The organism is Thioalkalivibrio sp. ALJ1 (assembly GCF_000745395.1).
Classification (GTDB): Bacteria; Pseudomonadota; Gammaproteobacteria; order Ectothiorhodospirales; family Ectothiorhodospiraceae; genus Thioalkalivibrio.
Map to the genome: position 1 here is coordinate 162,223 of NZ_JQIW01000003.1, position 25,079 is coordinate 187,301.

Genomic DNA, 25,079 nt, shown 5'->3' on the forward strand with positions numbered 1-25,079 from the left:
CGAGTGCTGGAAACCGTATACTGGAACCTGCTTAGTGATTTTGACCCGGACCGTGGAGCCGGGCGGCCCTGTCAAGGATTCGTCATCAGGATGCTCAATCATCATGGACTGCGCTCAGGGATGAACGGGTGATTGATTCCCGCGACTACGAGGAGTTCGCGCGTTTCCTGCAGGATTGCTGCGGTCTGGTGCTGGGCGATAGCCGGCAATACCTAGTGTCCAGCCGCTTGTCGCGCCTGCTCGACGAGTTTAGTTTCAAGAGCGTTCCTGAACTGTTGCATGCGATGCGCCAGGCGCCGAATCCGCGCCTGCGGACGCGTGTGATCGACGCGATGACGACGAACGAGACTTCCTGGTTTCGTGATGGTTTTCCGTTCGAGATCCTTCGCCATGTGTTGTTGCCTGAACTCGCTGCCAAGAACAGCAGTAACAAGGTCTGGTCATCGGGGTGTTCCAGTGGCCAGGAGGCCTACAGCATCTCCATGGTGGTCTCGGAGTGGGAGGAGTCCCGTCCAAGCCGCAAGGTGCCTGTTTCGATTCTGGGAACCGATCTTTCCGAGAAGATTGTCGAAGACGCTCGGCGCGCCATTTATGACGGACTGAGCATTGTGCGTGGCTTGAGTGAGAGTCGTCGAGCCCGCTTTTTCGAAACGGTTGCGGACGGGCACAAGGTCATCCCGGAGGTCCAGCGCCGTTGTCGCTTCCAGAAGCTCAACCTGATCGATAGCTATGCGGCGCTAGGCAAGTTCGACCTGGTGTTCTGTCGGAACGTGCTGATCTACTTCTCCGGCGAGACCAAGCGACAGGTTCTTGACGGTATTGCCCGGCAAATGAACCCAGGTGGCTATCTGTTTCTTGGCGCTTCCGAGACGGCGGGCCCCTATACGCAGTCTTTCGAGACGGTGCGGACCGAGTATGGCTCGGTCCTGCGGGTGAAGTCCTGATCGATCTCTGATACCGGGCTGTTGTGACCAAAAGGCCCGTGCAATGCGGGCTCCGGGTGAGGGACTGAATGGCTGGCCCTCTCCGCCTCCTCCTTGTACCTGACGTTTGTTCCCCTCCGATGGCATAGGCCTTGCATCTGCCTCCATACAAGGGAGCGCAATGGTTGCGTCTCCGTTTCGATGCGAGGGCCGCCAACGGCGGGCAGGACGGAAGCAGATGAGTCTCTCACTGGACAAGGCGATGGGGATTTTGCCGCAGGCGATCAACGTGCGTGCGCAACGCATGGAATTGCTGGCTTCCAACATCGCCAATGCGGACACCCCTAACTACAAGGCGCGGGATGTCGACTTTCGCTCGGTGCTGGAGTCCGCGGCCGGGAGCGGCAACGCCTTGCCCATGGTTCGCAGCCAGGCGGCACATCTCGACCCCAATGCAGGCGCTATGAACGGACAGGCTGAGGCGCTTTACCGAGTGCCTTCGCAGGCATCCCTGGACGGCAACACCGTGGACCCGCAGATGGAGCGGGCCGCCTTTGCGGAGAACGCCGTGCAGTACCAAAGCAGTCTGGAATTCCTAAATCGCCGGGTCTCTGGCATCCGCGAAGCCCTGCGGGGCGATCGCTAACGCCGACCTGATCGGGAGATCGATGTCGTGAGCAACCTCTTCAGTCTTTTCAATACCTCGGCCTCGGCGTTGTCGGCGCAATCCGTGCGCCTGAACACCGTGGCCTCGAACCTGGCCAACGCCAACACGGCGGCCACGAATCCGGACGAGGCCTACCGCGCCAAGCAGGTGTTGTTTCAAAGCGTGATGGATCAGGCCAACCCGAACGGTTCTGCAACCTCGGTGCGTGTCGCCGGTGTTACCGAATCGCAGGCGGCCCCGCATGCCCACTACGAGCCGCACCACCCGCAGGCGAACGAGGAGGGCTACATCTTCCGCCCGGCGATCAGCGTGGTGGAGGAGATGGCCAACATGATGTCCGCCTCGCGCAACTACGAGGCGAACGTCGAGGTGATGGAAACCTCGCGTCAGCTGCTCCAGCGCACATTGCAGATCGGTCAAGGCTAGAGGAACTCCACATGACACAGATATCCCCTGAACTCCTGGATCGTCTTGGCCTGTCGCGCCCTGACAAGAAGCCGGAAGGCGAGATGGACCGTTTGGGCCAATCGGACTTCCTAAAGCTGATGACCACTCAGCTTGAGAACCAGGATCCGATGGACCCGATGGACAACGGTGACTTTCTTGGCCAGATGGCCCAGTTCTCGACGGTGACCGGTATTGAGCAGTTGTCGAAGTCCTTTGAAAAGCTGGCGCAGTCGCTGGGGCAGAACCAGACGTTGCAGGCGGCTTCGCTGGTGGGTAAGGACGTGCTGGTTCCGGTGGAGTTCGGCGAGCTGGGCCCGGACGGGATGATCAATGGCGCAGTAGACCTCGAGCGCTCAACGGATGAGTTGCAAATCGATGTGTACAGCCCGAACGGCGAGCGCATACGCCGGATGAACCTGGGTGCTGCGGGTAGTGGTCTTCGGGAGTTCAGCTGGGACGGGATGCGCGACGACGGCACGTTCGCCCCACCCGGCGTGTACGAATTCAAGGCCTCGGCTCGTTCCGGCACTCAGACCGAATCCGTGGATACCTTTCTGGATGCTCGGGTGGAAAGCGTCGCGGTAGGTGGCGATTCGGGGCTTGCACTGACCGTGCAGGGCCTTGGCGAAATCAGTTTTTCGGATGTACGGCGGATTGGCGGCTGACGCCGGGCCCGCGACGAGCGAACCCTAACGGAGGAAACACCCTATGCCTTTCAATATCGGATTGAGCGGTCTTAACGCGGCCCAGGCCGACCTGCAGACCACCGGTAATAACGTCTCCAACTCTGGAACTACGGGCTTTAAGCGTTCGCGTGCGGAGTTCGGTGATGTGTTTGCCCAGAGCTTCGGTGGCATCAGCCAGACGGCCATCGGTTCCGGTACGCGCCTGCACGCCGTGACCCAGCAGTTCTCTCAGGGTCGGACCGAGTTCACCGAGAACGGCCTGGATCTGGCGATCCAAGGCGAAGGATTCTTCGTCCTTAACGATCAGGGCACCAGGGCCTATACCCGGGCGGGTGCATTCCAAGTCAGCCGTGATGGGTTCCTGGAGAATAGTCAGGGCCAGCAGCTGCAGGGTTACCCACCGCAGGATGCCAATTCTTCAGATCCAAATTTCAACACCGGCCAGCTGGAGGATATTCGGCTGCAAACGGGGGCGGCGCCTCCGAGGGCGACGACGTCGGTTGAAGCCCTTCTTAACCTGCAGTCCGATGCGGAGGAGCCGCCCGTCACACCGTTCGACCTGGGTGACCCGGACACGTACAACTTCTCGACGTCGTTGACGGTGTACGACTCCCTGGGCACGTCCCGCGACGCTAGCATCTACTTCGTGAAGGGTGCGGATGACCTCGAATGGACCGCTCATGTGGCTGTCGACGGTGAGGCCTATAACGCCTTCGATCTGACATTCGATGGCAGTGGGGCGCTCGATACGGTCGTTCCAGACCCCGCAGAGGTGACCGTTCCGGCGGGGACCTTTGGCAATGGTGCGGAAGAGCTGGTCTTCGAGATGGACTTTGCCGGTACGACCCAGTACGGCGGCGATTTTTCCGTCAATGACCTCGGCCAGGACGGCTTTGCTTCGGGGCGTCTGACCGGTGTGGATATCGATGATTCCGGTGTCGTATTTGCACGCTTCACCAATGGGCAGTCAACCGTCCTGGGGCAGGTCGCGATGGCCAACTTTACCAATCCACAAGGCCTGGAACAGCTTGGGGACAACAATTGGGCTGAAACCTTCGCGGCCGGGGAGCCGGTGTTCGCGGCCCCCGGCACCGGGAATCTTGGGACCATCCAGGCGGGCGCGCTGGAAGCCTCGAATGTGGATATTGCCCAGGAGCTGGTGAAGCTAATCACCGCGCAGCGCAACTTCCAGGCGAATGCGCAGACGATCTCCACGGCCGATCAGGTCACCCAGACGATCATCAACATTCGTTAAGTAGCGGATGAGACGCTGAAGAGGGCTTGAGCATGGATCGGTTCCTGTACATCGCGATGTCCGGTGCGAAAGAGACGATGCACGCACAGGCCATCAACAACCACAACCTGGCGAACGCCAATACCGACGGCTTTCGCCAGGCCCTGGCCACGGCGGACACCGTACCGGTACGTGGTCCCGGATATGCCTCGCGTGACTACACCCAGGTTGGCAATGAAGGCGTGGACTTCAGTAAAGGCAAGATGCAGAGCACCGGACGTGATCTGGACATCGCCATCGAGGGCGAGGGCTTTATCGCCGTGCAGGGTCCGGACGGGGAAGAAGGCTACACCCGAGCCGGCTCCCTGCACGTGGATGCTTTCGGCCTGCTGCGTACCGCGCAGGGCCACCAGGTGTTGGGTGATGGCGGCCCGATTGCCATCCCACCGTCGGAAAAGATCGAGGTCGGTACCGACGGGACGATCAGCGTGCGGCCGCTGGGCGTGGGGCCAGAAGCCCTGGCCGCAGTGGAGCGCATCCGGCTGGTCAACCCGGACACCGACGCGTTGCAGAGGGGTGACGACGGCTTGTTCCGTCTCGCGGAAGGCGGGGAGGCTCCGGCGGATGCCGAGGTGCGCCTGGTCTCCGGGATGCTGGAAGGCAGCAATGTCAACACCGTAGAGGCCCTGACCCGAATGATCGAGCTGTCCCGTCATTTCGAGATGCAGGTGAAGATGATGGACAGTGCCAACACGCTGGAACAAAGCAGCAACCGCTTGCTCGGCCTCGGCTAGCAGCGGTCACTTTGCAGGACTGACAGGAGAACACCATGAACCAGGCACTGTGGATCGCCAAGACCGGCCTCGACGCGCAGCACACGCGCATGTCGACGGTCTCGAACAACCTGGCCAACGTCAATACCACCGGCTTCAAGAAGGACCGGGCGGTATTCGAGGACCTGATCTATCAAACCGTGCGCCAGCCTGGCGCCCAGGCCACCCAGGATCAGCAGCTGCCCTCGGGCCTGCAGATCGGGACCGGGGTGCGCGCCGTGTCCACCGAGAAAATGTTCCAGCAGGGCAATCTGCAGCAGACGGACAACTCGCTGGATGTCGCCATTGAAGGTCGCGGGTTCTTTCAGGTCCTGCTACCGGACGGGAACGTCGGCTACACCCGTGACGGCAGCTTCCAGCTGAATTCCGATGGTCAGGTCGTGATGTCCAATGGTTATCCGTTGCAGCCGGGCCTGTTCGTGCCGGAGGACACTCAGTCCCTGTCGATTGGTAAGGACGGCACGGTGAGCGCGCAGATTCCGGGTCAGGCTGAGCCGGTGGAGCTGGGCAATATCCAGCTGGCCGACTTCGTGAACCCGGCCGGTCTGCAGGCGGTGGGCGAGAACCTCTTCCGTGAGACTGCGGCTTCGGGTGTGGCGCAGCAATCCCTGCCGGGCCTGAATGGCACCGGCACGGTGGTACAGGGTTCGCTGGAGACATCGAACGTGAACATCGCCGAGGAACTGGTGAACATGATCGAGACCCAGCGCGCCTACGAGGTCAACTCCAAGGCGATTTCGGCGGCTGACCAGTCGTTGCAGTTCGTCAATCAGACGATTGGGTGATGCCATGACCCGCCTCGGACACCTTCTTCGACCCGGTCTGGCCGTTGCTGCCGCGCTCCTGTTGTCAGGCTGTGCGGCGACGCATACGACCAAGCCGGACGACAATCCGGATTATCAGCCGGTGATGCCGGCGCAACCTGTGCCGCAGTCGCAGAACAATGGCGGCATCTATCAGGCGGCGCATTCCCAGGGACTGTTCGAGGATTACAAGGCTCGCAACGTGGGGGACATCCTCACGGTGATCCTGGCCGAGAGCACCAATGCCCAGAAGTCGGCGTCTACGTCCACCAGCAAGGATTCGAACCTCGACGTTGGCAATCTGTCCGCCTTCGGGCGCGATGCCACCTTCCAGGGGCGCCCACTGTTCGGCGCCAGCAATACCAGCTCGCGGGATTTCGACGGCTCTGGGGATTCCTCGCAGAGCAACCAGCTCGATGGCGAGATCACCGTGACCGTCGCCGAGGTATTGGCGAACGGGAATCTGGTGGTCCAGGGCGAAAAGTGGTTGGGCATTAACCAGGGCGAGGAGTACGTGCGCTTTCGTGGCATCGTGCGCCCGGTGGACGTGACGACCAACAACACCGTCCTTTCGACCCAGGTGGCCAATGCCCGTGTGTACTACGGCGGCTCCGGTGTCCTGGCGGACAGCAACACGCCTGGCTGGATCACTCGGTTCTTCAACAGCCCGATCTGGCCCTTCTGACCCGGTATGACCGCGGTGAGGTACGACATGGACACGACACCCATGAAACATAGCGCCCCCGGCAGTCGGATGACACCCTTTGGCGACTGGCTGCGGCTGGGATTGCTGCTCACCGTGACATTGGTAGTCGCGGGGTTGGGAAGCGCCGGTGTCTCCGCCCAGACTGCGATCCAGCAGCAGGCGGCCATGCAGGAACGCAGCTACATGGAGCGGGTCAAGGACGTGGCCAGTGTGTCCGGTGTTCGCGATAACCAGCTAATCGGGTATGGCCTGGTCGTGGGCCTGGATGGCACGGGTGACCAGACCACCCAGACGCCGTTCACGATCCAAAGTCTGAACAATATGCTGGGCCAGTTGGGCTTGACGCCGGATGCTGGCAACCCGCAGCTGCGCAATGTTGGGGCGGTCATGGTGACCGCAGAACTGCCCCCGTTTGCCAAGCCCGGCCAGCGGATCGACGTGACGGTTTCGTCCATGGGTAACGCGACCAGCTTGCGCGGCGGGACGCTGCTGATGACGCCTCTTAAGGGCGCGGATGGGCAGACCTACAGCATCGCTCAGGGCAACCTTGTGGTCGGTGGTTTCGGTGCCGAGGGCACGGATGGTTCTCGCATCACGGTCAATGTCCCGAGTGTGGGCCGAATCCCCAATGGCGCGACTGTAGAACGTGAAGTGCCAACGGCCTTCGCCCAAGGCGATCACGTCACGTTGAATTTGAATCGTCCGGACTTCACCACGGCCAATCGGTTGGTGCAGACGGTCAATGACACCTTTGGCCATGGTGTGGCACACGCCCTGGATGGCTCTTCGGTTCAGGTGCGAGCCCCGTCCAACCCTGACCATCGGGTTGGTTTTGTTGCGGAGCTTGAGAATCTGCCCATTGAGCGCGGTACTCCACCTGCGCGTGTGATCGTGAACTCGCGCACGGGCACGGTCGTGATTGGTTCCAGCGTTCAGGTCACACCCGCGGCGGTGTCGCACGGGAGCTTGACAGTCACAATCAGCGAGGCGCCTCAGGTGGTGCAGCCCGCGCCCTTTGGAGAGGGCGAAACGGCCATCCAGCCGGATACCGATATCGCGATCGAGGAGGGCGACAACACCATGTTCCTGTTCGACCCCGGTACCTCCCTGGATGAGATCGTACGTGCCGTCAACAATGTGGGCGCAGCCCCCGGCGATCTGGTGGCAATCCTGGAGGCCTTGCGCGAGGCGGGGGCCCTGCGTGCAGAGTTGGTGGTCATCTAATGATTAGCTCGGGCGTTGACACCCAGATGCAGGCTCGCGCGGCTATGGCCTCCGACCCCAGTGGTCTCCACGACCTGGCCCGGGGTGCCCGTTCAGGCGACCAAAAGGGCCTCGAAGCGGTTGCACGCGAGTTCGAGGCGATGCTGATCGGACAGATGCTCAAGCAGATGCGCGAGGCGTCTCTGGGTGACGGCTTGTTCGACAATGATCAAAGTAATATGTACCTGGAAATGCAGGATCAGGAATTCGCCAAGTCCATGAGCCAGGGGGACGGGATTGGGTTGCGCGAGGTCCTGATGCGCCAGCTTTCCGCCCAGCAGCCGGTCGATTCCGAGACGCTCTACGATCCGGATCGCCAGGCAGCCCTTGAGTTGCCGAGGCGCCGTGCGGAGCTGGATACCTTGCGGGCTTTGCAGGGCGAAGCTGAAACCGGGCTGCTTCCGGTGGGACCTCAACGACCGGATGCGGTGTCGACGGAGGCGGCGCGCAAGGCGGCGCCACTATCGACGTCGATCACTTGGCCCCCGCGCGATGCCGCCGACTTCGTGCAAACGCTGGAGCCCCTGGCGCGCGATGCGGCGGAAGAGCTGGGGGTCAACCCGGGCATTCTGTTGGCGCAAAGCGCCTTGGAAACGGGTTGGGGTCAGCACGTGCCGACACGGGCCGATGGACAGCCGAGTTTCAATCTGTTCGGTATCAAGGCCGACAGTCGCTGGGATGGGGATCGCGTATCGGTGGGGACGCTGGAGTTCCGTGAGGGCGTGGCCCAACGGGAACAAGCACGCTTCCGCGCCTATTCCGACCCGGCCGAGTCGTTTTCCGACTACGTGGACTTCATCCGCAACAACCCGCGTTACCACCGCGCCCTGCAGGCCGGAGATGACGCGCAGTACATTCGCGAGCTGCAGGACGCCGGTTATGCGACCGACCCCGCCTACGCGGACAAGGTCCTGCGGGTGCGGGATCAGTTGGCAGCCCACCAGGGCGCTGGATCGACTCAAGTCGCGGCCGAGGCGGCCGTTACCCGTAGCGAGGGGTAGAGCATGAAGCAGAAATGGCCCAATCCGTTGACTGAGCCGGTCCTCCATGGAGAGGAGCGGCTATGAGCACGTCCGGTATTGGTACTTCGGCGTTGCTGGCTTTCCAGCGCGCGATCGGGACCACCAGCAACAACATCGCGAACTCGGCGACCGAAGGCTACAGCCGTCAGCGCACCGAATTCTCCAATCAGACCCCTCAGTTTCTGGGTGGCAGCTTCCAGGGGCAGGGTGTACAGGTCGATACGATCCGGCGTATCTCCGACGACTTTGTAAATACCCAGCTGCGCAACTCCATTTCCGAACAGTCGAACGCGGAACTGAAGGCCTCTCTCGCTGGGCGCATCGATGACCTCCTTGGCAGCTCGAGTTCCGGTTTGACCCCTGTGCTGCAGGATTTCTTCGATGCGGCGCAGGACCTGGCGAACGACCCGACTTCCAATGCTGCGCGGACCGTTTTCCTCACTGAAGCGGAGTCGCTCGCGGAGCGATTCGGTGCCATCGACCGGCGTCTGGAGGAGCAACGCGAGATCATCAATGGTCAGATCCGTACCAACGTCGACGAGATCAATTCCTTGACGGAGGCGGTGGCCGGGCTCAATCGCGAGATCGTATCCAAATCCACTCAGGGGACGCCCAACGATCTTCTGGATCAAAGGGATCGGGTGCTCAACCAGCTGGCCGAGAAGATCAACGTGCGTGTTACCGAGCAGGACGACGGTGCGGTCAACGTGTTCGTGGGTAATGGTCAGGCGCTGGTGCTTGGCGGAAACAATCGTGAACTGGTGGCCGAGTCACTTACTGGGGACCCGCGGGCGCCGGATATTGGGCTCGTCGGCTCGGGGGGTACAGTCAACGTTTCACGTTTCATCGATGGCGGTGAATTGGGTGGATTGCTGGAGACTCGTTCGGGGATTATCGACGACGCGCAGAACACCTTGGGCCAGCTCGCCATCAGTATTGGTAGCGAATACAACCAGCAGAACAACCTCGGGCTGGATCTGAATGATCAACTGGGCGCCGATATCTTTGATGTCGGCAGCCCGGGGGTCCGAGGCTTCCCAGGCAATAGCAGCAACGGGACGCCCGCTGTGGATTTTGGTGATACCCGAGAACTCACGGCGTCGGATTACCGGCTGGATTTCGACGGGACGGACTACCAGCTGACACGTCTGTCCGATGGCGAGACCACGACGCTGGTGCTGGATGGCGATAACGTCGCGGAGCCGGTGGATGGGCTGGTGATTGATATTGATGGTCTCGGCGCGGCGGACGGCGATCAGTGGCTGATTCAGCCAACCCGCAATGGCGCGCGGGACCTTTCGGTGGACATGACGAACCCTTCCGGTATCGCGGCGGCTGCGGCCGTGCGGGCGGATCGTGGAGCTGGCAATAGCGGTGATGCGACGATTGCTTCGGTGCAGGCCGTGGATGCGGATGACCCAGATTTGCTGGCGGACGCGGTGGTCACCTTCGACGGCGCGACGCAGGAATTCTCAGTCGGAGGGGAGACATTTGCCCTTGATCCGGACGGTGTCACCACCATTAGCGTGAATGGCTGGGAGATGGAGATCCGCGGAACCCCGGCGGATGGGGACACATTCGAGGTTGGCAGCAATGCCGGGTACCCGGGCGATAACCGCAACATGCTGGCGATGAACGACCTGTCAGACGAGCGCCTTGTGGGCGGTGATCGCACCTTCGGGGATGGGTACAACAGTCTGCTTGCCAATGTCGGTACACGCACGCGCCAGGCCCAGGTCGCCCAGCAATCAGCCGATGCCCAACTGGAGCAGGCGCGCGCCCAACGCGAGGCGGTGTCCGGGGTTAACCTCGACGAAGAGGCGGCGGACCTGATTCGCTATCAGCAGGCCTATCAGGCGGCGGCACAGGTCATCTCGGTCAGCAACTCGCTGTTTGATTCGCTGCTGGGCGCGGTCCGCCGCTAGCGGCCATCGGAGACACAAGACTATGCGCATCTCGAGCACCCAAATCTTCCAGACTGGGATCGATCAGATCCAGCGTGGTCAGGTGGAATTGAACCGGACCTCGCTACAGATGGGCCGAGGGGAACGCATTTTGAGTCCCTCTGACGACCCGAGTGGCGCGACCCAGGTCAACCAGTTCGAGCGCATCATCCAGGCCACCAAGCAGTTCCAGCGCAATATCGACAATACCCAGCCGCGCCTGCAGCAGGAGGAATCCGCTCTGCAGAGTGGGACGGACCTGCTACAGCGGGCGCGCGAGCTGGTGGTTGCGGGTAACAATGACAGCCAGACCAATGAAACGCGTGAGTACCTTGCCGGTGAATTGCGCCAACTGCGGGATGGTCTGTTCGACATCGCGAACACCAAGGACCCGAACGGCGAGTACCTGTTTGCGGGTACCAAATCGTTGCAGCAGCCCTTCCAGCAGGATGGTTCGGGCGCGGTGCGCTACGAAGGTGCCGATGGTACCGGGAGTATCCGCGAGGTTGCGATCTCGGCCAACCGCAAGGTGCCGGTAGGCGATACCGGCGCCCGGGTGTTCATGGACATCCCGGAGAATGATGGACGTGTTGGTGCCGAAGTGATCAACCGCGAGCCGGGTAGCCGCCTGGTGGTCGATCAGACGGGCGTTAATGACTCGGCGGGCCTGACCGCAGACACCTACACCATCACCTTTGACGATCTGGGCGGTGGCGAGATCGGTTTTGTAGTCGAGGATGGGGGTGGTACCACGGTCGCCAATGGTCCGTATGTGCCGGGCGAGGCGATCACATTCCAGGGACGCTCGATTACCCTCAGCGGTACGCCCGAACTCGGGGATGAAGTGGAATCTCGGCCGGCGCAAAACAAGAGCGTCTTCGAAAGCCTTGACGCGATTATTGCTGCCCTGGAAGAGGGGGGCGCCAGCGGAAGCAGTCGCGCGAACCTGGCCACTGCCAGCAACACTGCACTGGCGGATCTTGATGCCGTGCTGGGTAACTTCAGTGACATCCGCGCCGAAGTGGGGGCGCGCCTGAAGAGCTTCGATCAGCAAAAGGACCTGAACGAGGACCGCCTGGTGGATTTGAACAGCGCGGTTTCCGAAATCCGCGACCTGGACTATGCCGAAGCGATCAGCCGGTTCAACCAGCAGCAGGTAGCCCTGCAGGCGGCTCAGCAGACCTATACCCAGGTGAATCGCTTGTCGTTGTTCGATTTCCTCTGATCGGATAATTCCGCGTACGTCCTGGGCGCGCCTTTATGCGAACATGAGGCCGTTCTGATCGACGAGAGTCCGGCATGGCCAAGAAGCAACAACCCTCCGCGCCCATTCAGTACCGATCCACTGGGCGGCCCCCGCGTTATCTGATTGTGCTGTTGATCCTGGCGGCTTTGTGGGCTGGATTCTGGGGCATTATCCACCTGCAGTCGGGCGAGCCGGAGTCGGTCACCCTGGACGTTCAGGAACAGGCCGAGCTGGAGGCCAAACTCCAGGCGCTGGGCCAGCGCGATGGCGAGCCTCGCCCGGATTCGGCGCCCAGCGATCCCATCATTGATCTCGACGCCGAGGCCGAGCCCTTGGTGCCGGAGCTCTACGAAGAACGGGCCGAGGCGCGCGAGGTGCGCTTCAGCGAGCGCGAGCTGAATGCCATGATTGCGCAGGATCCGGACATGGCGGGTCGGGTTGCCATCCGGCTGACGCCGGGGCAGGTCAGCACTCGGGTGCGGATCGATGTACCGGCGGACATCCCCTTGCTGGGCGGTCGCGTAATCAATGTGCGCTCGGGCGTGCGCTTCGGAACGGAAGAGGGGCAGGTATACGCCCATCTCGTGGGCGTCAGCGTTGCCGGGATCCCGTTGCCGGATGCCTGGCTGGGCGGCCTAAAGGATGAGGACCTCCTGGCGCTGGAACCGTTTCAGCAACTCCGTGCCGGTGTCGAATCCATCGAGGTCCGCGACGGCGAGCTGGCGCTGCAGCTGGCCCGCTGACGCGAATGCCTGGATCGGGCACATACGGTTTCATTCATAAGGACACAGGTTCTTCGTCTTGTATCTCCTCGAAGAGGTCTCCACCCCTAAAACCGGCCCCTTCACCCCCGCCATTCCGCAAGCTGCGCAGCAGTCATTCAGGGCTTCCCGGGGGCATTCGTGGCAGGGCCAGGAGATCCCGGCTCTACGCTCCGCGCCGGCCGGCCGGGATGGTTGGATTGGGGTGATCCGGGCGGGATGACCCGCACGCCCTGCCCAAGGTACGCCACCCAGACCCTTCACAATCCTCCCTGCCTTCCTGTGAATCGCCCTTGACCCAGCCCTCCTTCTGGTCTTCGCGCGCTTCGTGGTGAGTCTGCCCTTGACCTCGCTTTCCGCCTCGCTGCTGTCGGGAGGATCGCTCCCTAACGGGGTTCTACGTCAAGGGTTGCGGCGCCTAGCGCTTGGAGCGTTCCTCTGACCCGAAGGCTGAGTGTGGAATGCCCGGCCTCCAGGGCCGGCTGGCTTGCGGACTCGTCCATTGCGCGCATGGCCATCATGGGCTGCGGGCGGTCGTAATGGTCGTCCAGGAGTTCTATTTCCTCAGTGCGAAGCTGGCGGGACCCCAGCGACCGGGCTATCACGCGGGCCTGTGCTTGGAGGTCGGCTATCGCGGTCTCGAGCATGTCTTCGCGATGCGCCTGGCGTGCCTCGCGGCTCAAGGAGAAGCGGATCTGGCTGATCGTGAGTTCACCCTGTTGCAGGGCACCGGCCAGTTCGGTCAATGCCTCGAAGTCGCCGCTGGTCAGTTCCAGGTTCTGCTCCACCTGCCAGGCCTGGATGTGGCTACGGTCGTCGGGGTCGTGAATAGCGCGAGTGGAATAACCGATGGTGCGCGCCTCGATCACTTCGTATTTTGCGGCTTGCTCCAGGGCGGCTTTCATGTTGCGGTTCACGGTGGCCGCGGCGCTGGCCGCCTCTGGCGCCCGGGCCCCTGCGGTCATCAGTACGGTCATCTCGTCATTCGCTACCTGGCGTTCGGCTTGTCCCGTCAGAGTCAGTTTGGCAGTTTCATTGCTCGCCAGAGCGATTCCCGGCAGTGCCAGAATGATGCTGGCCAGGACGGCAAGATACCAGCCGCGAAGGTGGGTGGAATGGGGGCTATGGCGTGATGACATCATGGATCTCCGGAATCACAAGCTGCGTGCGAGCCGGAACCCGGAGAACACGTGGCGCTTGTCTGGGGTGAAGAAGTTTCTCATTGTAGGGCGTTTGAGAAGGGGATCGCTCCACGCGCTGCCTCCACGCAGCACATAGTGCGCCCCGTCAAACCAGGGGGCCGAATATTCGTCATAGGGAAAGGGTCGAAACCGGGGATAGGGCTGAAAGGTGTTAGCACACCATTCCCAGACGTGGCCTGTGTCCCGAAGGATGCCGGAACGGGCCGCATGTTCCCATTCGTGTTCATGCGGGAGGCGGGCATTGGCCCAGCGGGCGTAGGCATTCGCTTCGAACCACGACAGCCCGACAGCCGGGGCTTCTGGCTCCAGTGTGTGGGTCCCGTCCGGGAGGGTCTGGACGTGGGCGCCATCGCGCAGTCGCCACCAGCCTAGGGGGGCGCTGATACCTGTGCGTTTTAGCCAGGCTTCGCCGTCCGGGCCCCAGTGCTCCTCGGGCGCGTAACCACCGGATTCCACGAAGGCGATGATTTCGGCGTTGGAGACTGGCTGGGAACGAATGGCGTACGGTTCCAGTGTTATGGGATGCGGCGAGCGCTCGTTATCGAAGGTGATCACGGCATCGGACCCGATGCTGGTCTCGCCGCCCGGAATCCAGGCCCAGTCGGTGGTCGGCCACGTGGTTGTCCTTGGTCGAGTGGGGGCGGGGACCGGCGGGGTGAGACGCGTCAGCTGTGCCCACCAGCGGACCTGTTCCAGGCTCTCCAGATGCATCGCGTGATGCTGGGCCAGAAAACCGACCAGATAGTCCTGTTCCAGCAGGGGGTGTTGGCGAACCTGCGGGTCCTCTCGTAGCAGGCGGCGATGGCGTTCCTGGCACTCCCGTCCCCATGTCAGTAGGCGTTCGGACGATGGAAGCCGACCGCCGCGGCGCCATTTCGGACTGAGTTCGGGGAAGTAGAGCGTATGCCAGTCATGCTGCTGGCACGGTGCTTTTCCCAGGATGCGTTCTTGTAGCCATACCGCCTCGATGAAGTGGCAATGGGCGTAATGCCAGCCCATCGGGCTGAGGTCCGGGTGGTACTGGTTGCGCCACTCTTGGCGGGGTGTCGCCTCGAGCACGGCGTTCAGGCGCTGGTGCTGCGTGTGCAGGGCATCCAGAAGGTCGGGTTCCGGCGTGCTGGATAGCGGATGGACGGCATTCATATCCGATGGAGCCCGCTACAACGCCAGGAGTTCCGGAGGCTCATCCGGATCAAGGATCAGGAGGTGTCCAGGGGGCACGGGGCGCCAGCGTTCCCGGTCGGTTAATGGTTCAGAGGCCACGACCACACTGTCGTCGGGGAAGGTTTCATCATCCGTGGTGTAGTAAAGGCTGGGGCAGGGGGCATTGACCGCGTGGCGACTGGCGATGATCCGACGCCCGTCCGAGAGAATGACGTTCAGCAGCGCCGTGTCTGCGCCAAGCCAGGTCTCCACGGTTGAAAAAGCCTCACCCAGCGCACCTTCCAGCGTCGCGTTTTCGTCGTCTGCCAGGTACTGCTGCACTAGCGCGAATAGGTATTCGGAGTCAGTAGTGCCCTGGATACTGGCCTCGACCTCGGTACTCAGCATGTTCTGGATCTGGCGCCGGATACTGGGTCGAAAGCCGCTGATCAAACCGTTATGGCTGTACAGCAGACCTTCGCGGGCAAACGGCTGCGCGTTCACGGTATCGCCGCCGAACCCAGGTGTGGCGCTGCGGATCGCGGCGACCCACAGCGGTTGCGAGAGCTCGCTGGCCAAATCTTCCAGATTGGGGTCTTGCCATAGGGGATCGGCGCGACGGTAATTTCGGGCGATGTCTCCCGCACCGAACCAGCCGAATCCAAAGCCATCGGCGTTCACCCGCGCATACACCAGCTCCTGGGGCGCGATCGCCTGTTCGATCAGGTTGTGTGGTGGATCCAGGATCAGGCTGCGCAGCGTGATCGGAGGACCCAAATAAGCGAGGTGTCGGCACATTGATCCGGGCTTCCCTGGGGGCAGTTGGGACGTCGGTGATTTCATGCTAGCGTGCCGCAAACCCTCTTGATACGGAAGCCCGCATGTCCGCCGACGCCTGCGCTGTACCCGTTTCCCCTCGTTACAGCCGCCGGGTGGTGGAAGAGCGCGATGCCCACGCCGAGTTGCTGGCCGACTTCCGCGCGGGGATGCTCGAGCCGCCGCGATCCCTGCCGCCAAAGTACTTCTACGATGCACGGGGCTCGCAGCTGTTCGATGCGATTTGCGATACGCCCGAATACTATCCGACCCGCCTGGAGGCCGAGCTCCTGGAGCACCATGCCGATTCGATCGTGGAGGCATCCGGCGCCCGCGCGCTGTTCGAGCTGGGCAGTGGGACCTCGCGCAAGACCGAATACCTGCTGGCCGCCCTGGAACAGCGTGTGGCAGCGCCTCATTACGTCGCGAACGACGTGTGTGGGGAGATCCTGGACGGTGCGGGTGAGCGACTCCTGCAGCGATTCGATCAACTGCGGGTGGACAGCTTGTGCGGGGACTACGCGGCCGCCCTGGGTCACCTGGGCGAGGTCTCGGGCGCGCGTGACCACGGCCCCCGACTGTTCGCCTTTCTCGGCAGCAGTCTGGGGAATTTCGAGGACCCAGAGGCCGCCGCCCTGCTAAGCCGTATCCGCGCGACCATGAAAGCAAAGGATCGCCTGTTGCTGGGTCTGGACCGGGTCAAGCCGCGTCCGGTGCTGGAGGCGGCCTATAACGATGCGGCGGGGGTCACCGCGGCGTTCAACCTGAATCTGCTGTCGGTGCTGAATACCGAGCTTGGGGCGGATTTCGACCCCGAGGGTTTCGATCACCGCGCGCCCTTCGTGGAAGAGCATTCGCGGATCGAGATGCACCTGGTGGCGCGTCGCGATCAGGACGTACAGGTCTCGGAGCTCGAGGCTCGCCTGGAGATTGCGGCCGGCGAGATCATCCGCACCGAGATCTCGCGCAAGTTCAGCCGCGAGGCGGTCGCTCGTCTGCTGGCGGCGGCCGGGTTGGAACACGAGGCCGAGTGGTCGGCGCCCGAGGACTGGTATTCCCTGTTCCTGCTGCGGCCAGGGGCTGCCTGAACGGTATGCGGGAACCGCGGCTGGTGCTGGTGCGGCACGCCCAGGCCGGTAATCCCGGTGACTGGGACGGGTCCGATCGTGACCGGCCGCTGACCGAGAAGGGGCAGGTCAGCGCGGTGCGCATGGCCCAGGCGCTGGGCGATCTCCTGCCGGCTTGCGTGGAGCTCCTGTGCAGCCCCTATCTGCGCGCCCGGCAGACGGCGATCCCCCTTTCTCAGGCACTGGATGTATCGGTGCGGCAGAAAAAATGGCTGGCTCCGGGGCAACCCGCCGGGCTGGAAGTCGAGGCCCTGGCCCGCAACCTGCCGGCGAACGGCGGGTTGGTGCTTGTGGGCCACGAGCCCGACCTGTCGCTCCTGGCCAGCTGTTTACTGGGCGCGCCCGGGGGGCGGACTCTGGTGCATATGGGCAAGGGCGATGCCTGCGGACTGGCGGGTTCGCTGCCCGGACCGATGACGCTGGTGTGGCATCTGCCCCGCAAGATACTTGAAAGCCTGGGTGAACGGGAGGCGCGCTAGAGATGCAGGATGCACAGCAAAGCGAGACCGTCGCCGCCGTTGACCTCGGGTCCAACAGCTTCCACATGATCGTGGCGCGGCGTCAGGACGGAGAGGTCCTGAAGGTCGACCGGCTCAAGGAGATGGTGCGGCTCGCCAGCGGCCTCGACGATCAGGGACAGCTGGATCCGGAGGTCGGCCAGCGTGCTTTGGAGTGCCTGGATCGTTTCGGCCAGCGGTTGCGTCAACTGCCGCGTGGTCATGTGCGAGTGGTTGGAACCAACACGCTGCGCCAGATGCACGACAGCCGGGCCTTTCTGCGGTCGGCAGAACAGGCGCTCGGGCATCCGGTAGAGATCATCGCCGGGCGCGAGGAGGCACGACTGATCTACCTCGGCGTGGCCCACACGCTGGCGGATGACAGTGGCCGGCGCCTGGTGATGGATATCGGCGGCGGGAGCACCGAGTTCATTATCGGGGAACGCTTCGAGCCGGTCCTGGCCGAGAGCCTCGAGATGGGGTGCGTGACCTTTACCCGGCGCTTCTTCGCCGACGGCAAGCTGAGTCGCAAGGCCTTCGATGCCGCCCGGCTGCGGGCGGAGCAGGAGCTGCAGCCGATTGCCAGCGCCTACCGGGCGGCGGGCTGGGACCAGGCGCTCGGGGCCTCGGGCACGATCCTCGCGCTGGATCGCATGGTGCAGGAGTCGGGTCTGGACACGGCGCCGGGCATGGACCGGAAGGTCCTCGAGCGTCTGCGGGACGCACTGATCGAGCAGGGATCGATCGACGACCTGGAGTTCCCAGGCCTGGCGGCGGAGCGGGCGCCGGTCATCGCCGGCGGCCTGGCGGTGCTGCTGGGGGCATTCGAGGCGCTGGGCATCGAGCGCCTGCATCCCTCCGACGGGGCGCTGCGCGAGGGCGTGGTGCACGACCTGCTAGGGCGCTTCCGGCACGAGGACGTGCGCGGGCGCACCATTCATCATCTGCGCCGGCGCTTTGCGGTGGACGCGGCCCAGGCCGAACGCGTCCAGGCCACGCTGGCACGCCTGGTGACGGCGGTACGCGCCGCCTGGGGGCTGGACGAGGACGACGCCGAGCGCCTGGACTGGGCTGCCGAGCTGCACGAGATCGGCCTCGCCCTGGCCCACAGCAAGTATCACAAGCACGGAGAATACATCCTCACGTGGGCCGACCTGCCCGGGTTTTCGCAGCCGGAGCAGGCAGAGCTTGCGCTGCTGGTGCGGCTGCACCGGCGGAGCCTGAAACCCAAGCTGCTGGGCGGTGTGCGGGAGGATCGTGCCGGAGCGTTTCGGTATATGGCGGTGCTGTTGCGCCTGGCCGTGCTGCTGCACCGCTCGCGGGCACCCGATCCTGTGCCGCTGGAACGTATCGAGGCGACCGCGGACGGGCTCGCGCTGAGCTTCGCGACGGGATGGCTGGATGCCCATCCCCTCACGCGGGCCGACCTCGACGCCGAGCGCGAGGAATGGGCCCGCCATGCACTGCAGCTCGAGTTCGCCTGAGGGCCGACAGGAACTATCACTTGGTCTGAGGCGCTTGTCGGGGCTTCTGGCCGGGTGGGGATTCCAGTAAGCCTCTCTCCCTTAATGATCTAATCGCGCGGCTGCCTCTCTGTCTTCAGTCACGTGCGGGAGTTGTACTCCAGATTCACTGACCCGGTGTTGCGCCCCGAGTCCTGCAAGGAATGGGTAGAGGCGCTACTCGCTGTGGGAGCGTCCTGCCCCGGATCCCCGGGGTGCCAGACCCAAGCTTGTTCACTAATTGGCGTTTCCCTGGGGCGAGACCTGTTGGCCGGGCGTCTCGCCAGTCGTGTCGTAGTCTGACAAACCAAGGCGCCTCAGAAGTTTCTGGCATTCAGCGGAGTCCGCTGCCCCATTGGTCAGCAAAAAGGCAGTGCGCATGATCGGCAGATGGATGTGGCCGCTGCCCAGACCGAAGCCGTGGGCTGCCCCAATCATCTGCTTCAACGGGAGAGAAAGGCGCAGACGCGACTTCAGCGCCACTGCCATTCGAGCGGGCCAGGCCCCAGCGAGCGCGGTATCCAGGGCGGCTAGGTCGAGGGTGGCGCCCTTAAGGACGCAGCGCTGTGCGGTGGCGATGACCGCTAGCTCGCCCAGGCGGTGCATCAATCCAGCGGTAAAGCAAAGGCTGGCGTCCGCCCGCAGGCTGCGACCCAGGGCCGCAGCCTGGTGGGCCATGCGTTCGCTCTGTTCCTGGTAATGCCGGGCGCGGGTCTGGAGGGTGGGTTCCTGAAGTGTGGTGGTGAGATCAAGGGCCATGGCCATTGCCAGATTCAGGGCGGTGGGGATGCCCAGAACCTGCAGCGCGTCGCGTAGCGAGGTATTGGGGGTGTCGGTTCGCCGCAGTGCACTGCCGTTGGATGCATCGATCAGGCGCGTGACCAGGGACGGAATGTCCTGCCAGGCCTTCTCCAGTTCGGACAGGGGGAGTGTGTCGGCTCGCGCCCTCAGTTCCCGCAGTGCGTCGAGATCGACCGGTGTAGGCAGCCTCAGGTTCCCGGATTCGGCCAAATGCAGGGCTTCCTCCAGGGCGGGAACCTCCGCGCCGTCCCCGCTTTGTTCGGATAGCGGCTCGGTGGTGGTTCCCCCTGCCAGTATCTGTTGCAGGCGGTCGTGCACCAGTTCCGCTTCGAAGGGCTTGGAAATAAAACCCCGTACGCCGTAGCGAGCGGCACGCTGGACGCTGTTACGGTCCGCGTTCGCGGTAATGATGACAATGGGTGTGACGCGGCCATCGATGGCCGCCCGTCGCAGAAAGTCCAGCCCATTGCCGTCGGGCAGTGACAGGTCCGACAGCACCAGATCGTGGTGCGTCTCGTCCCAGAGCTGCAGCGCCTCGGTGATGGAACTCGCCTGGAAAATGTCGGAATCGGGATAAAGGCCACGAACGAGTGTCTCGAGAAGATCCGCCATGAGATCTTCGTCTTCCAGTATCAGGATCTTCATAGGGGGTCCGGATGCTCGTCCCTACAGGGAGATTGTGACTTTCAGGTTCGGTTGTCCGAAGGATGGGGTCAAGCGCGGGGCCGGGTGCCCCCGCGCCCGGCCATGGGTGTCGCGTCAGCCGGCGGTAGACCCCGCCAGACCGGTTGTCAGGGCCTCCTGTGCGGAGTAGGGCACCTGGGCGTCTGTGGGTCGAATGCGGGTGTAGCTGCCATCCGGTTGCAGGGACCAGGCGGTGGCGGTGTCGCGCAGGTAGTTGAACAGGGATTCCTCGGCCACGCGGTCGCGAAGGGCCGCGTCGCGCACGGGGAAGGCCACCTCGACGCGGCGGAAGAAGTTGCGCGGCATCCAATCGGCGCTGGACAGAAAGATTTCGGGGTCACCGTCGTTCTCGAAGTAGAACACCCGGGAGTGTTCGAGGAAGCGGCCCAGTACCGAGCGAACCTCGATGTGGTCGGAGACCCCGGGCACACCGGGGCGCAGGCTGCATATGCCGCGTACGATCAGCTGGATCTGCACCCCGGCCTGGGATGCCTCGTAGAGCGCCTGGATGATCTTTGTTTCGTTGAGCGAGTTCATGCGCGCGACGATGCGCGCGGTCTTGCCGGAGCGCACATTCTTGGCCTCGCGTTCGATCTTCTCCAGCATCGCGTCGTGCAGCCGGAATGGCGCCTGGATGAGCTGGCGAAGCTTGGTGACCTTACCCAGGCCGGTGAGCTGCAGGAAGATGCGGTGGACGTCCTCGGTCAGCACGGGGTCTGCGGTGAGTAGGCCCAGATCGGTATATGCCTTGGCCGTACCGGAGTGGTAGTTGCCGGTGCCCAGGTGGGCGTAACGAGTGATGCGTTCGCCGTCGCGGCGAACAACGAGGGCCAGCTTGGCATGTGTCTTGTAGCCGACGACGCCGTAGGTCACGTGGACCCCGGCATCCTGCATGCGGTTAGCCAGTTCGATGTTGTCCGCTTCGTCGAAGCGCGCGCGCAGTTCGATGACGACAGTGACTTCCTTGCCAGCCTGGGCGGCCTCGATCAGGGTTTCCACTAGGGGCGAGCGGGTGCCCGTGCGATAAAGTGTCTGCTTGATCGCGAGGACCCGTGGATCGGCCGCCGCCTGGCGCAGGAATTCCACCACCGGCATGAAGGACTGGTAGGGGTGGTGCAGCAGGAGCTCCTGCTCGCGGATGGCGGCAAAGATGCCACTGCCGGTGGCATCGCCGCGTGGCAGGTCCGGCACCATTGGCGGGAACTTGAGGTCCGGCCGGTCCACCAGCTCGTACACGGCCATCAGCCGGTTCAGATTGACCAGGCCGGTGACCTGGTAGAGGTCCTCCGGATCCAGGTGGAATTGCTGCAGCAGGAAATCCGCCGCCTCTTGCGGGCAGTTGTCCGCGACCTCCAGGCGTACCCCAGCGCCGTAGTTGCGCTGCGGGAGTTCCCCTTCCAGCGCATTCAGGAGGTCGTCGATTTCTTCTTCCTGTACGAACAGGTCGGAGTTGCGGGTCAGGCGGAACTGGTAGCACCCAGTCACCTTCATGCCCTGGAAGAGCTCGTCCACGTGGGAATGCAGAATGGAGGACAACAGCACGAAGTCGCTGCCCCCATTACTCACTTCCGGCGGCAGGCGCACCAGACGGGGAAGCGAGCGCGGGGCCTGGACGACCGCGCGGCCGGATTCACGTCCGAAGGCATCTTTGCCTTTCAGCGTGACAATGAAGTTCAGGCTCTTGTTCAGGATGCGCGGGAAAGGGTGGGCGGGGTCCAGCCCGATCGGACTCAGCACCGGTTGCAGCTGTTCGCGGAAATACTGGCGCACCCAGTCCTGCTGTGCGGAATCCCAGTGGGTGCGGCGCAAAAAGTGGATATTCTCGGCGGCGAGGGCTGGAATCAGCTCGTCGTTGAGGGTGCGGTATTGCGCCTCCACCAACTCGTGGGCGCGTGGCGCGATCTGCCGCAGCTGCTCGGCGGCCGACAGGCCGTCCGGCCCCGGTGCCTGGACATTCAGCTCGACCTGCTGGCGCAGGGAGCCCACTCGTACCTCGAAGAATTCGTCCAGATTGGTGGAGGAAATGCTGAGATAGCGTAAGCGTTCCAGTAGCGGGAAAGCCGGGTCCTGGGCCAGTGCGAGCACCCGCCGGTTGAATTCCAGCAGGGATAGCTCGCGGTTCAGGAAAAGCTCGGGTTCGGTCACGTCGTTATCCAGCATGCGTGACTCGCGGAAGAAGTAGGTCCGCAAGTCTGGGGGAACACTGATTAATCTACACGTTCGCGCTCGAGTCGATTTTGCGTGCGAACAAGGCGCGGTGACTGCTGTGCAGCATTCTGCACAAGGGAACCGCAACGTCGTGCGCGCGCAAAATCGGCCGAGCCCCTGCGTTCAATAGTTTGTGGGGTTGGTGCCCCATGTTCCCCGATGCAGCGTTGCGGTGCTTACCGGTAGCCCCACTACCGGCTGCGCACCGCGCCTTGTCTCGGGAAACATGGGGCACCAACGCGAACGTGTAGATTAACCAGTGTTCCCCTCCGACATTATGTCAGTTCGATGACTAGGTTTGCCGCAAGGCCGTGGCGAAGGCCCCGGGCCGCGTGCCTGAACTGCGGTGTACGGGGCCCGGCGGCTATAATTGGCGGATCAACCATGCAGAGGGCATCCCCCTGCCGTAAGGAGAAGTCCCTTGCCCGAATTTATCCTGACATTGCACGCCCGCGACGAAGTGCAGCCGGAACTGCGCAAGGTCTCGGTGACAGCCGAAGGCGAACTGCCCGAATACGGGCAGGTGTGGGTCTGGGACATCCTCTATGCCCAGCAGTTGTTTGCCCTGGGCGAAGTGCAGGCGTCCCAGGATCTAAAGGAGACCCTGGAGCTGTGGGCGGTGAACATGTCCAGCAAGGTCTTCCAGCCGCACGGTCATATCCTCGCCAAGGGCTATCTGGACCTGTCCGAGGAGCTGGAGGTCGTCAGCGGTGATGCGGTGCCGAGCCCGGCGGACAGTGATCGTCAGGTGGTCGTGTCGGTCGATGGGCAGGCCGGCCAGTTGCCGGATGTCCGTGTTTCCCCGGAAAGCCTGGCGGCCGACGAGCGCCAGGCGCTGGTGCTGGGTCTGGGGCAGTACTTCAACTTCGAGAACCCGATGTTCGCCCGTGAACTGCCGATTCACGTGCTGGCCATGCGCAAGTACCACGCGGACATCAATCTGCCGCATACCCAGGCCGCACTGGAGGAGGCACCCTTCTTCGCCATCCAGAAGGCGATGGAGTACTTCCAGGCCGCCAACCAGGGCACGGTCCAGTAGTCCTGCGGTCACTGCGTCTGGCCGTTAGCGCGTGCTACGGTTTCCCGCATGAGGACTGTCTACTCCGCTGCTGACCCGGTGATGGCCGGTTTCATCGAGAACCTGCTGCATGAGGCCGGGATTCCGGCCTACGTGAACCAGGCGGGGCTGTACAGCGCCGCCGGTGAAGTCCCGCCTACCGAGACCTGGGCGCGGATCATGGTGGTGCACGAAGAACAGGCCGAAGAGGCTCGCGCCATCATCCTGGAGTATTTCGAGGGCGAGCCGGAGCACGACGGTGAGAATTGGAAGTGCTCGCGCTGTGGTGAGGTGATTGAACCCCAGTTCACCCAGTGCTGGAACTGTGGCCGCGAAAAGCCCTAGGGAGACGCTGATTGAATCGCACGTCCGCGTTGGTGTCCCCTGTTTCCCGAGACAAGGCGCGTCGTGCAGCGGGTAATGGTTCTACCCGCCCGTTTTCGATGGATTCGGGGCGCAACGCAGGATCGGGGAACAGGGGGCACCAACCCCACAAGCCATTGAAAGCAGGGGCTCGGCCGCCCGTTGTTGATCAAAAACGGGCGCGGGAACGGCGTTGCGGTTCCCTTGTGCAGAGTGACTGCACGGCAGTCACCGCGCCTTGTTCGCACGCAAAAGCGACTCGAGCGCGGACGTGCCATTCAATCAGCGTCTCCCTAGACTTGAACATCCGCGCGCGGCGTTAAGGCTTCAGGGTCAGGGGTGCCCAGCGCGCCCATTGCCGCCGTACTGGCTGCGAATCCGCTGGATGTAGTTCTGCGTTTCCGCGAACGGCGGCACGCCTCCATGGCGTTCGACCGCGCCCGGACCGGCATTGTAGGCGGCCAGGGCGAGATCCAGGTTGCCCTCGAAGCGATCCAGCATAGCCGCCAGGTAGCGCGTGCCGCCGTCGATGTTTTGCGCCGGGTCAAAGCGGTCGCGGACTCCGAGCTCCGCGGCAGTCGCGGGCATGAGTTGCATCAGGCCATGGGCCCCGACGCGCGAAACCGCCTGTGGATCGAAGCAGGACTCTACATGAATGACGGCCTGCACCAGCGCAGGGTCTACACCCTGGCGTGCAGCGGCGCTGCGAATGAGATCCGCGAACGCGCCCCCGCCCGTGGCGAGGGCATGCCGGGCATGCTCGCCGCAGCGGGCGCGAGCGGTGGGGCGGCCATAGGTGGCGATGAGCTCCATGCCGCTGTCCTGCTGGCGCCGATTGGTGATCAGGCGCTCGCCTCCGGGGCCCTGAAACACAAAGACCTCACTGGGTGACCAGTCGCCGCCGCCTGTTGTCCCGGTGACCCTACCCGAACCGCTCGGTGAGCGGATCGTCTCGTAGCTTCCATGCTGGGGGCGTTCGTCGGTGAGGACGCGGGCACCCGAGGCGTCGCGATAGGTGAAAAACTCGGCCATGGCGGGCACGGCCAGGACGATCCCCGCGAGTAGCGCCGTGAGGCGCAGCACGCCGTGTCCGGAATGCTTACCATGTGGCCTTGTTTGCAAGCCCTGTTCCCCCTGGCCCGGAT

24 protein-coding genes are annotated in these 25,079 nt (G+C 63.3%); 18 read left to right on the forward strand and 6 right to left on the reverse strand.

Annotation, left to right across the window (positions count from 1 at the left end; all coding sequences use genetic code 11):
* The first annotated feature begins 128 nt into the window (after positions 1 to 128).
* The 13 genes from F462_RS00675 (at position 129) to F462_RS00735 (ending at position 12,516) form a co-directional block, all read left to right on the forward strand.
* On the forward strand, positions 129 to 944 hold the full coding sequence (locus F462_RS00675) for a CheR family methyltransferase (RefSeq protein ID WP_038050824.1): 816 nt from the start codon (positions 129 to 131) through the stop codon (positions 942 to 944).
* 217 nt (positions 945 to 1,161) lie between these two features.
* Positions 1,162 to 1,569, forward strand: coding sequence for a flagellar basal body rod protein FlgB (gene flgB / locus F462_RS00680; protein ID WP_038050827.1), 408 nt, complete (start codon positions 1,162 to 1,164; stop codon positions 1,567 to 1,569).
* Positions 1,570 to 1,596: 27 nt separating this feature from the next.
* A complete protein-coding gene (gene flgC, locus F462_RS00685) occupies positions 1,597 to 2,016 on the forward strand; it encodes a flagellar basal body rod protein FlgC (protein WP_018140941.1) in 420 nt (139 codons plus the stop codon).
* Between the two features lie 11 nt (positions 2,017 to 2,027).
* On the forward strand, positions 2,028 to 2,702 hold the full coding sequence (locus F462_RS00690) for a flagellar hook assembly protein FlgD (protein ID WP_018140942.1): 675 nt from the start codon (positions 2,028 to 2,030) through the stop codon (positions 2,700 to 2,702).
* 43 nt (positions 2,703 to 2,745) lie between these two features.
* Positions 2,746 to 3,978, forward strand: coding sequence for a flagellar hook protein FlgE (gene flgE / locus F462_RS00695; RefSeq protein ID WP_038050828.1), 1,233 nt, complete (start codon positions 2,746 to 2,748; stop codon positions 3,976 to 3,978).
* Between the two features lie 32 nt (positions 3,979 to 4,010).
* Positions 4,011 to 4,751 (forward strand): flagellar basal-body rod protein FlgF, encoded by a 741-nt coding sequence (gene flgF / locus F462_RS00700; protein ID WP_038050829.1) that lies wholly within the window; start codon positions 4,011 to 4,013, stop codon positions 4,749 to 4,751.
* A gap of 35 nt (positions 4,752 to 4,786) precedes the next feature.
* Positions 4,787 to 5,575 carry a flagellar basal-body rod protein FlgG gene (gene flgG / locus F462_RS00705; protein ID WP_038050830.1) on the forward strand — a complete coding sequence of 263 codons (789 nt, stop codon included), beginning with the start codon at positions 4,787 to 4,789 and terminating at the stop codon, positions 5,573 to 5,575.
* 4 nt (positions 5,576 to 5,579) lie between these two features.
* Positions 5,580 to 6,278, forward strand: a complete 699-nt coding sequence (gene flgH / locus F462_RS00710; protein ID WP_038050831.1) for a flagellar basal body L-ring protein FlgH — start codon at positions 5,580 to 5,582, stop codon at positions 6,276 to 6,278.
* Positions 6,279 to 6,347: 69 nt separating this feature from the next.
* Positions 6,348 to 7,523 carry a flagellar basal body P-ring protein FlgI gene (locus F462_RS00715; protein WP_156100381.1) on the forward strand — a complete coding sequence of 392 codons (1,176 nt, stop codon included), beginning with the start codon at positions 6,348 to 6,350 and terminating at the stop codon, positions 7,521 to 7,523.
* Positions 7,523 to 8,563, forward strand: coding sequence for a flagellar assembly peptidoglycan hydrolase FlgJ (gene flgJ / locus F462_RS00720; RefSeq protein WP_038050834.1), 1,041 nt, complete (start codon positions 7,523 to 7,525; stop codon positions 8,561 to 8,563). Before F462_RS00715 ends, flgJ begins: the two co-directional genes overlap by 1 nt.
* Before the next feature lie 62 nt (positions 8,564 to 8,625).
* Positions 8,626 to 10,509, forward strand: a complete 1,884-nt coding sequence (gene flgK / locus F462_RS00725; protein ID WP_038050836.1) for a flagellar hook-associated protein FlgK — start codon at positions 8,626 to 8,628, stop codon at positions 10,507 to 10,509.
* Between the two features lie 22 nt (positions 10,510 to 10,531).
* Positions 10,532 to 11,752, forward strand: coding sequence for a flagellar hook-associated protein FlgL (flgL, locus tag F462_RS00730; protein ID WP_038050837.1), 1,221 nt, complete (start codon positions 10,532 to 10,534; stop codon positions 11,750 to 11,752).
* Between the two features lie 74 nt (positions 11,753 to 11,826).
* Complete coding sequence (locus tag F462_RS00735) at positions 11,827 to 12,516, forward strand: hypothetical protein (protein ID WP_038050839.1); 690 nt, start codon at positions 11,827 to 11,829, stop codon at positions 12,514 to 12,516.
* Positions 12,517 to 12,920: 404 nt separating this feature from the next.
* Here the strand turns inward: F462_RS00735 and F462_RS00740 are convergent, their stop codons facing one another.
* Genes F462_RS00740 through egtC form a run of 3 tightly spaced genes read right to left on the reverse strand, consistent with a single transcriptional unit; the run spans position 12,921 to position 15,677 of the window.
* Positions 12,921 to 13,673 carry an SIMPL domain-containing protein gene (locus F462_RS00740; protein WP_038050840.1) on the reverse strand — a complete coding sequence of 251 codons (753 nt, stop codon included), beginning with the start codon at positions 13,671 to 13,673 and terminating at the stop codon, positions 12,921 to 12,923.
* A gap of 15 nt (positions 13,674 to 13,688) precedes the next feature.
* Positions 13,689 to 14,879 carry an SUMF1/EgtB/PvdO family nonheme iron enzyme gene (locus tag F462_RS00745; protein ID WP_038050842.1) on the reverse strand — a complete coding sequence of 397 codons (1,191 nt, stop codon included), beginning with the start codon at positions 14,877 to 14,879 and terminating at the stop codon, positions 13,689 to 13,691.
* A gap of 15 nt (positions 14,880 to 14,894) precedes the next feature.
* Entirely contained in the window at positions 14,895 to 15,677 is a 783-nt protein-coding gene (gene egtC, locus F462_RS00750; RefSeq protein WP_038050849.1) for an ergothioneine biosynthesis protein EgtC, read from the reverse strand.
* 83 nt (positions 15,678 to 15,760) lie between these two features.
* Between egtC and egtD the strand changes: the two genes are divergently transcribed.
* Genes egtD through ppx form a run of 3 tightly spaced genes read left to right on the forward strand, consistent with a single transcriptional unit; the run spans position 15,761 to position 18,803 of the window.
* Positions 15,761 to 16,783 (forward strand): L-histidine N(alpha)-methyltransferase, encoded by a 1,023-nt coding sequence (gene egtD, locus F462_RS00755; protein WP_038050850.1) that lies wholly within the window; start codon positions 15,761 to 15,763, stop codon positions 16,781 to 16,783.
* Positions 16,784 to 16,788: 5 nt separating this feature from the next.
* The gene (locus F462_RS00760) at positions 16,789 to 17,301 is read left to right on the forward strand and encodes a SixA phosphatase family protein (RefSeq protein WP_038050852.1); all 513 of its coding nucleotides are present in this window, start codon (positions 16,789 to 16,791) and stop codon (positions 17,299 to 17,301) included.
* Positions 17,302 to 17,303: 2 nt separating this feature from the next.
* Positions 17,304 to 18,803 (forward strand): exopolyphosphatase, encoded by a 1,500-nt coding sequence (ppx, locus tag F462_RS00765; RefSeq protein ID WP_038050858.1) that lies wholly within the window; start codon positions 17,304 to 17,306, stop codon positions 18,801 to 18,803.
* 255 nt (positions 18,804 to 19,058) lie between these two features.
* Here ppx and F462_RS00770 read toward each other — a convergent pair whose 3' ends face one another.
* Positions 19,059 to 20,267 carry a response regulator gene (locus tag F462_RS00770; RefSeq protein ID WP_038050860.1) on the reverse strand — a complete coding sequence of 403 codons (1,209 nt, stop codon included), beginning with the start codon at positions 20,265 to 20,267 and terminating at the stop codon, positions 19,059 to 19,061.
* Positions 20,268 to 20,381: 114 nt separating this feature from the next.
* Complete coding sequence (gene ppk1 / locus F462_RS00775) at positions 20,382 to 22,466, reverse strand: polyphosphate kinase 1 (RefSeq protein ID WP_038050861.1); 2,085 nt, start codon at positions 22,464 to 22,466, stop codon at positions 20,382 to 20,384.
* 469 nt (positions 22,467 to 22,935) lie between these two features.
* Here ppk1 and F462_RS00780 point away from each other — a divergent pair, with 469 nt between their 5' ends.
* Entirely contained in the window at positions 22,936 to 23,553 is a 618-nt protein-coding gene (locus tag F462_RS00780) for a hypothetical protein (protein WP_018874727.1), read from the forward strand.
* Between the two features lie 48 nt (positions 23,554 to 23,601).
* Complete coding sequence (locus tag F462_RS00785; protein ID WP_081911336.1) at positions 23,602 to 23,916, forward strand: putative signal transducing protein; 315 nt, start codon at positions 23,602 to 23,604, stop codon at positions 23,914 to 23,916.
* Positions 23,917 to 24,267: 351 nt separating this feature from the next.
* Here the strand turns inward: F462_RS00785 and F462_RS00790 are convergent, their stop codons facing one another.
* On the reverse strand, positions 24,268 to 25,017 hold the full coding sequence (locus F462_RS00790) for a lytic transglycosylase domain-containing protein (protein WP_018874729.1): 750 nt from the start codon (positions 25,015 to 25,017) through the stop codon (positions 24,268 to 24,270).
* Positions 25,018 to 25,079 lie beyond the last annotated feature (62 nt).

Excerpts from the sequence above, each read along its gene's own strand:
- flgB (WP_038050827.1), top strand. The coding sequence starts at position 1,162 with ATGAGTCTCTCACTGGACAAGGCGATGGGGATTTTGCCGCAGGCGATC.
- F462_RS00690 (WP_018140942.1), top strand. The coding sequence starts at position 2,028 with ATGACACAGATATCCCCTGAACTCCTGGATCGTCTTGGCCTGTCGCGC.
- flgE (WP_038050828.1), top strand. The coding sequence starts at position 2,746 with ATGCCTTTCAATATCGGATTGAGCGGTCTTAACGCGGCCCAGGCCGAC.
- flgF (WP_038050829.1), top strand. The coding sequence starts at position 4,011 with ATGGATCGGTTCCTGTACATCGCGATGTCCGGTGCGAAAGAGACGATG.
- flgG (WP_038050830.1), top strand. The coding sequence starts at position 4,787 with ATGAACCAGGCACTGTGGATCGCCAAGACCGGCCTCGACGCGCAGCAC.
- flgH (WP_038050831.1), top strand. The coding sequence starts at position 5,580 with ATGACCCGCCTCGGACACCTTCTTCGACCCGGTCTGGCCGTTGCTGCC.
- F462_RS00715 (WP_156100381.1), top strand. The coding sequence starts at position 6,348 with ATGACACCCTTTGGCGACTGGCTGCGGCTGGGATTGCTGCTCACCGTG.
- flgJ (WP_038050834.1), top strand. The coding sequence starts at position 7,523 with ATGATTAGCTCGGGCGTTGACACCCAGATGCAGGCTCGCGCGGCTATG.
- flgK (WP_038050836.1), top strand. The coding sequence starts at position 8,626 with ATGAGCACGTCCGGTATTGGTACTTCGGCGTTGCTGGCTTTCCAGCGC.
- flgL (WP_038050837.1), top strand. The coding sequence starts at position 10,532 with ATGCGCATCTCGAGCACCCAAATCTTCCAGACTGGGATCGATCAGATC.
- F462_RS00735 (WP_038050839.1), top strand. The coding sequence starts at position 11,827 with ATGGCCAAGAAGCAACAACCCTCCGCGCCCATTCAGTACCGATCCACT.
- F462_RS00740 (WP_038050840.1), bottom strand. The coding sequence starts at position 13,673 with ATGTCATCACGCCATAGCCCCCATTCCACCCACCTTCGCGGCTGGTAT.
- F462_RS00745 (WP_038050842.1), bottom strand. The coding sequence starts at position 14,879 with ATGAATGCCGTCCATCCGCTATCCAGCACGCCGGAACCCGACCTTCTG.
- egtC (WP_038050849.1), bottom strand. The coding sequence starts at position 15,677 with ATGTGCCGACACCTCGCTTATTTGGGTCCTCCGATCACGCTGCGCAGC.
- egtD (WP_038050850.1), top strand. The coding sequence starts at position 15,761 with ATGTCCGCCGACGCCTGCGCTGTACCCGTTTCCCCTCGTTACAGCCGC.
- F462_RS00760 (WP_038050852.1), top strand. The coding sequence starts at position 16,789 with ATGCGGGAACCGCGGCTGGTGCTGGTGCGGCACGCCCAGGCCGGTAAT.
- ppx (WP_038050858.1), top strand. The coding sequence starts at position 17,304 with ATGCAGGATGCACAGCAAAGCGAGACCGTCGCCGCCGTTGACCTCGGG.
- F462_RS00770 (WP_038050860.1), bottom strand. The coding sequence starts at position 20,267 with ATGAAGATCCTGATACTGGAAGACGAAGATCTCATGGCGGATCTTCTC.
- ppk1 (WP_038050861.1), bottom strand. The coding sequence starts at position 22,466 with ATGCTGGATAACGACGTGACCGAACCCGAGCTTTTCCTGAACCGCGAG.
- F462_RS00785 (WP_081911336.1), top strand. The coding sequence starts at position 23,602 with ATGAGGACTGTCTACTCCGCTGCTGACCCGGTGATGGCCGGTTTCATC.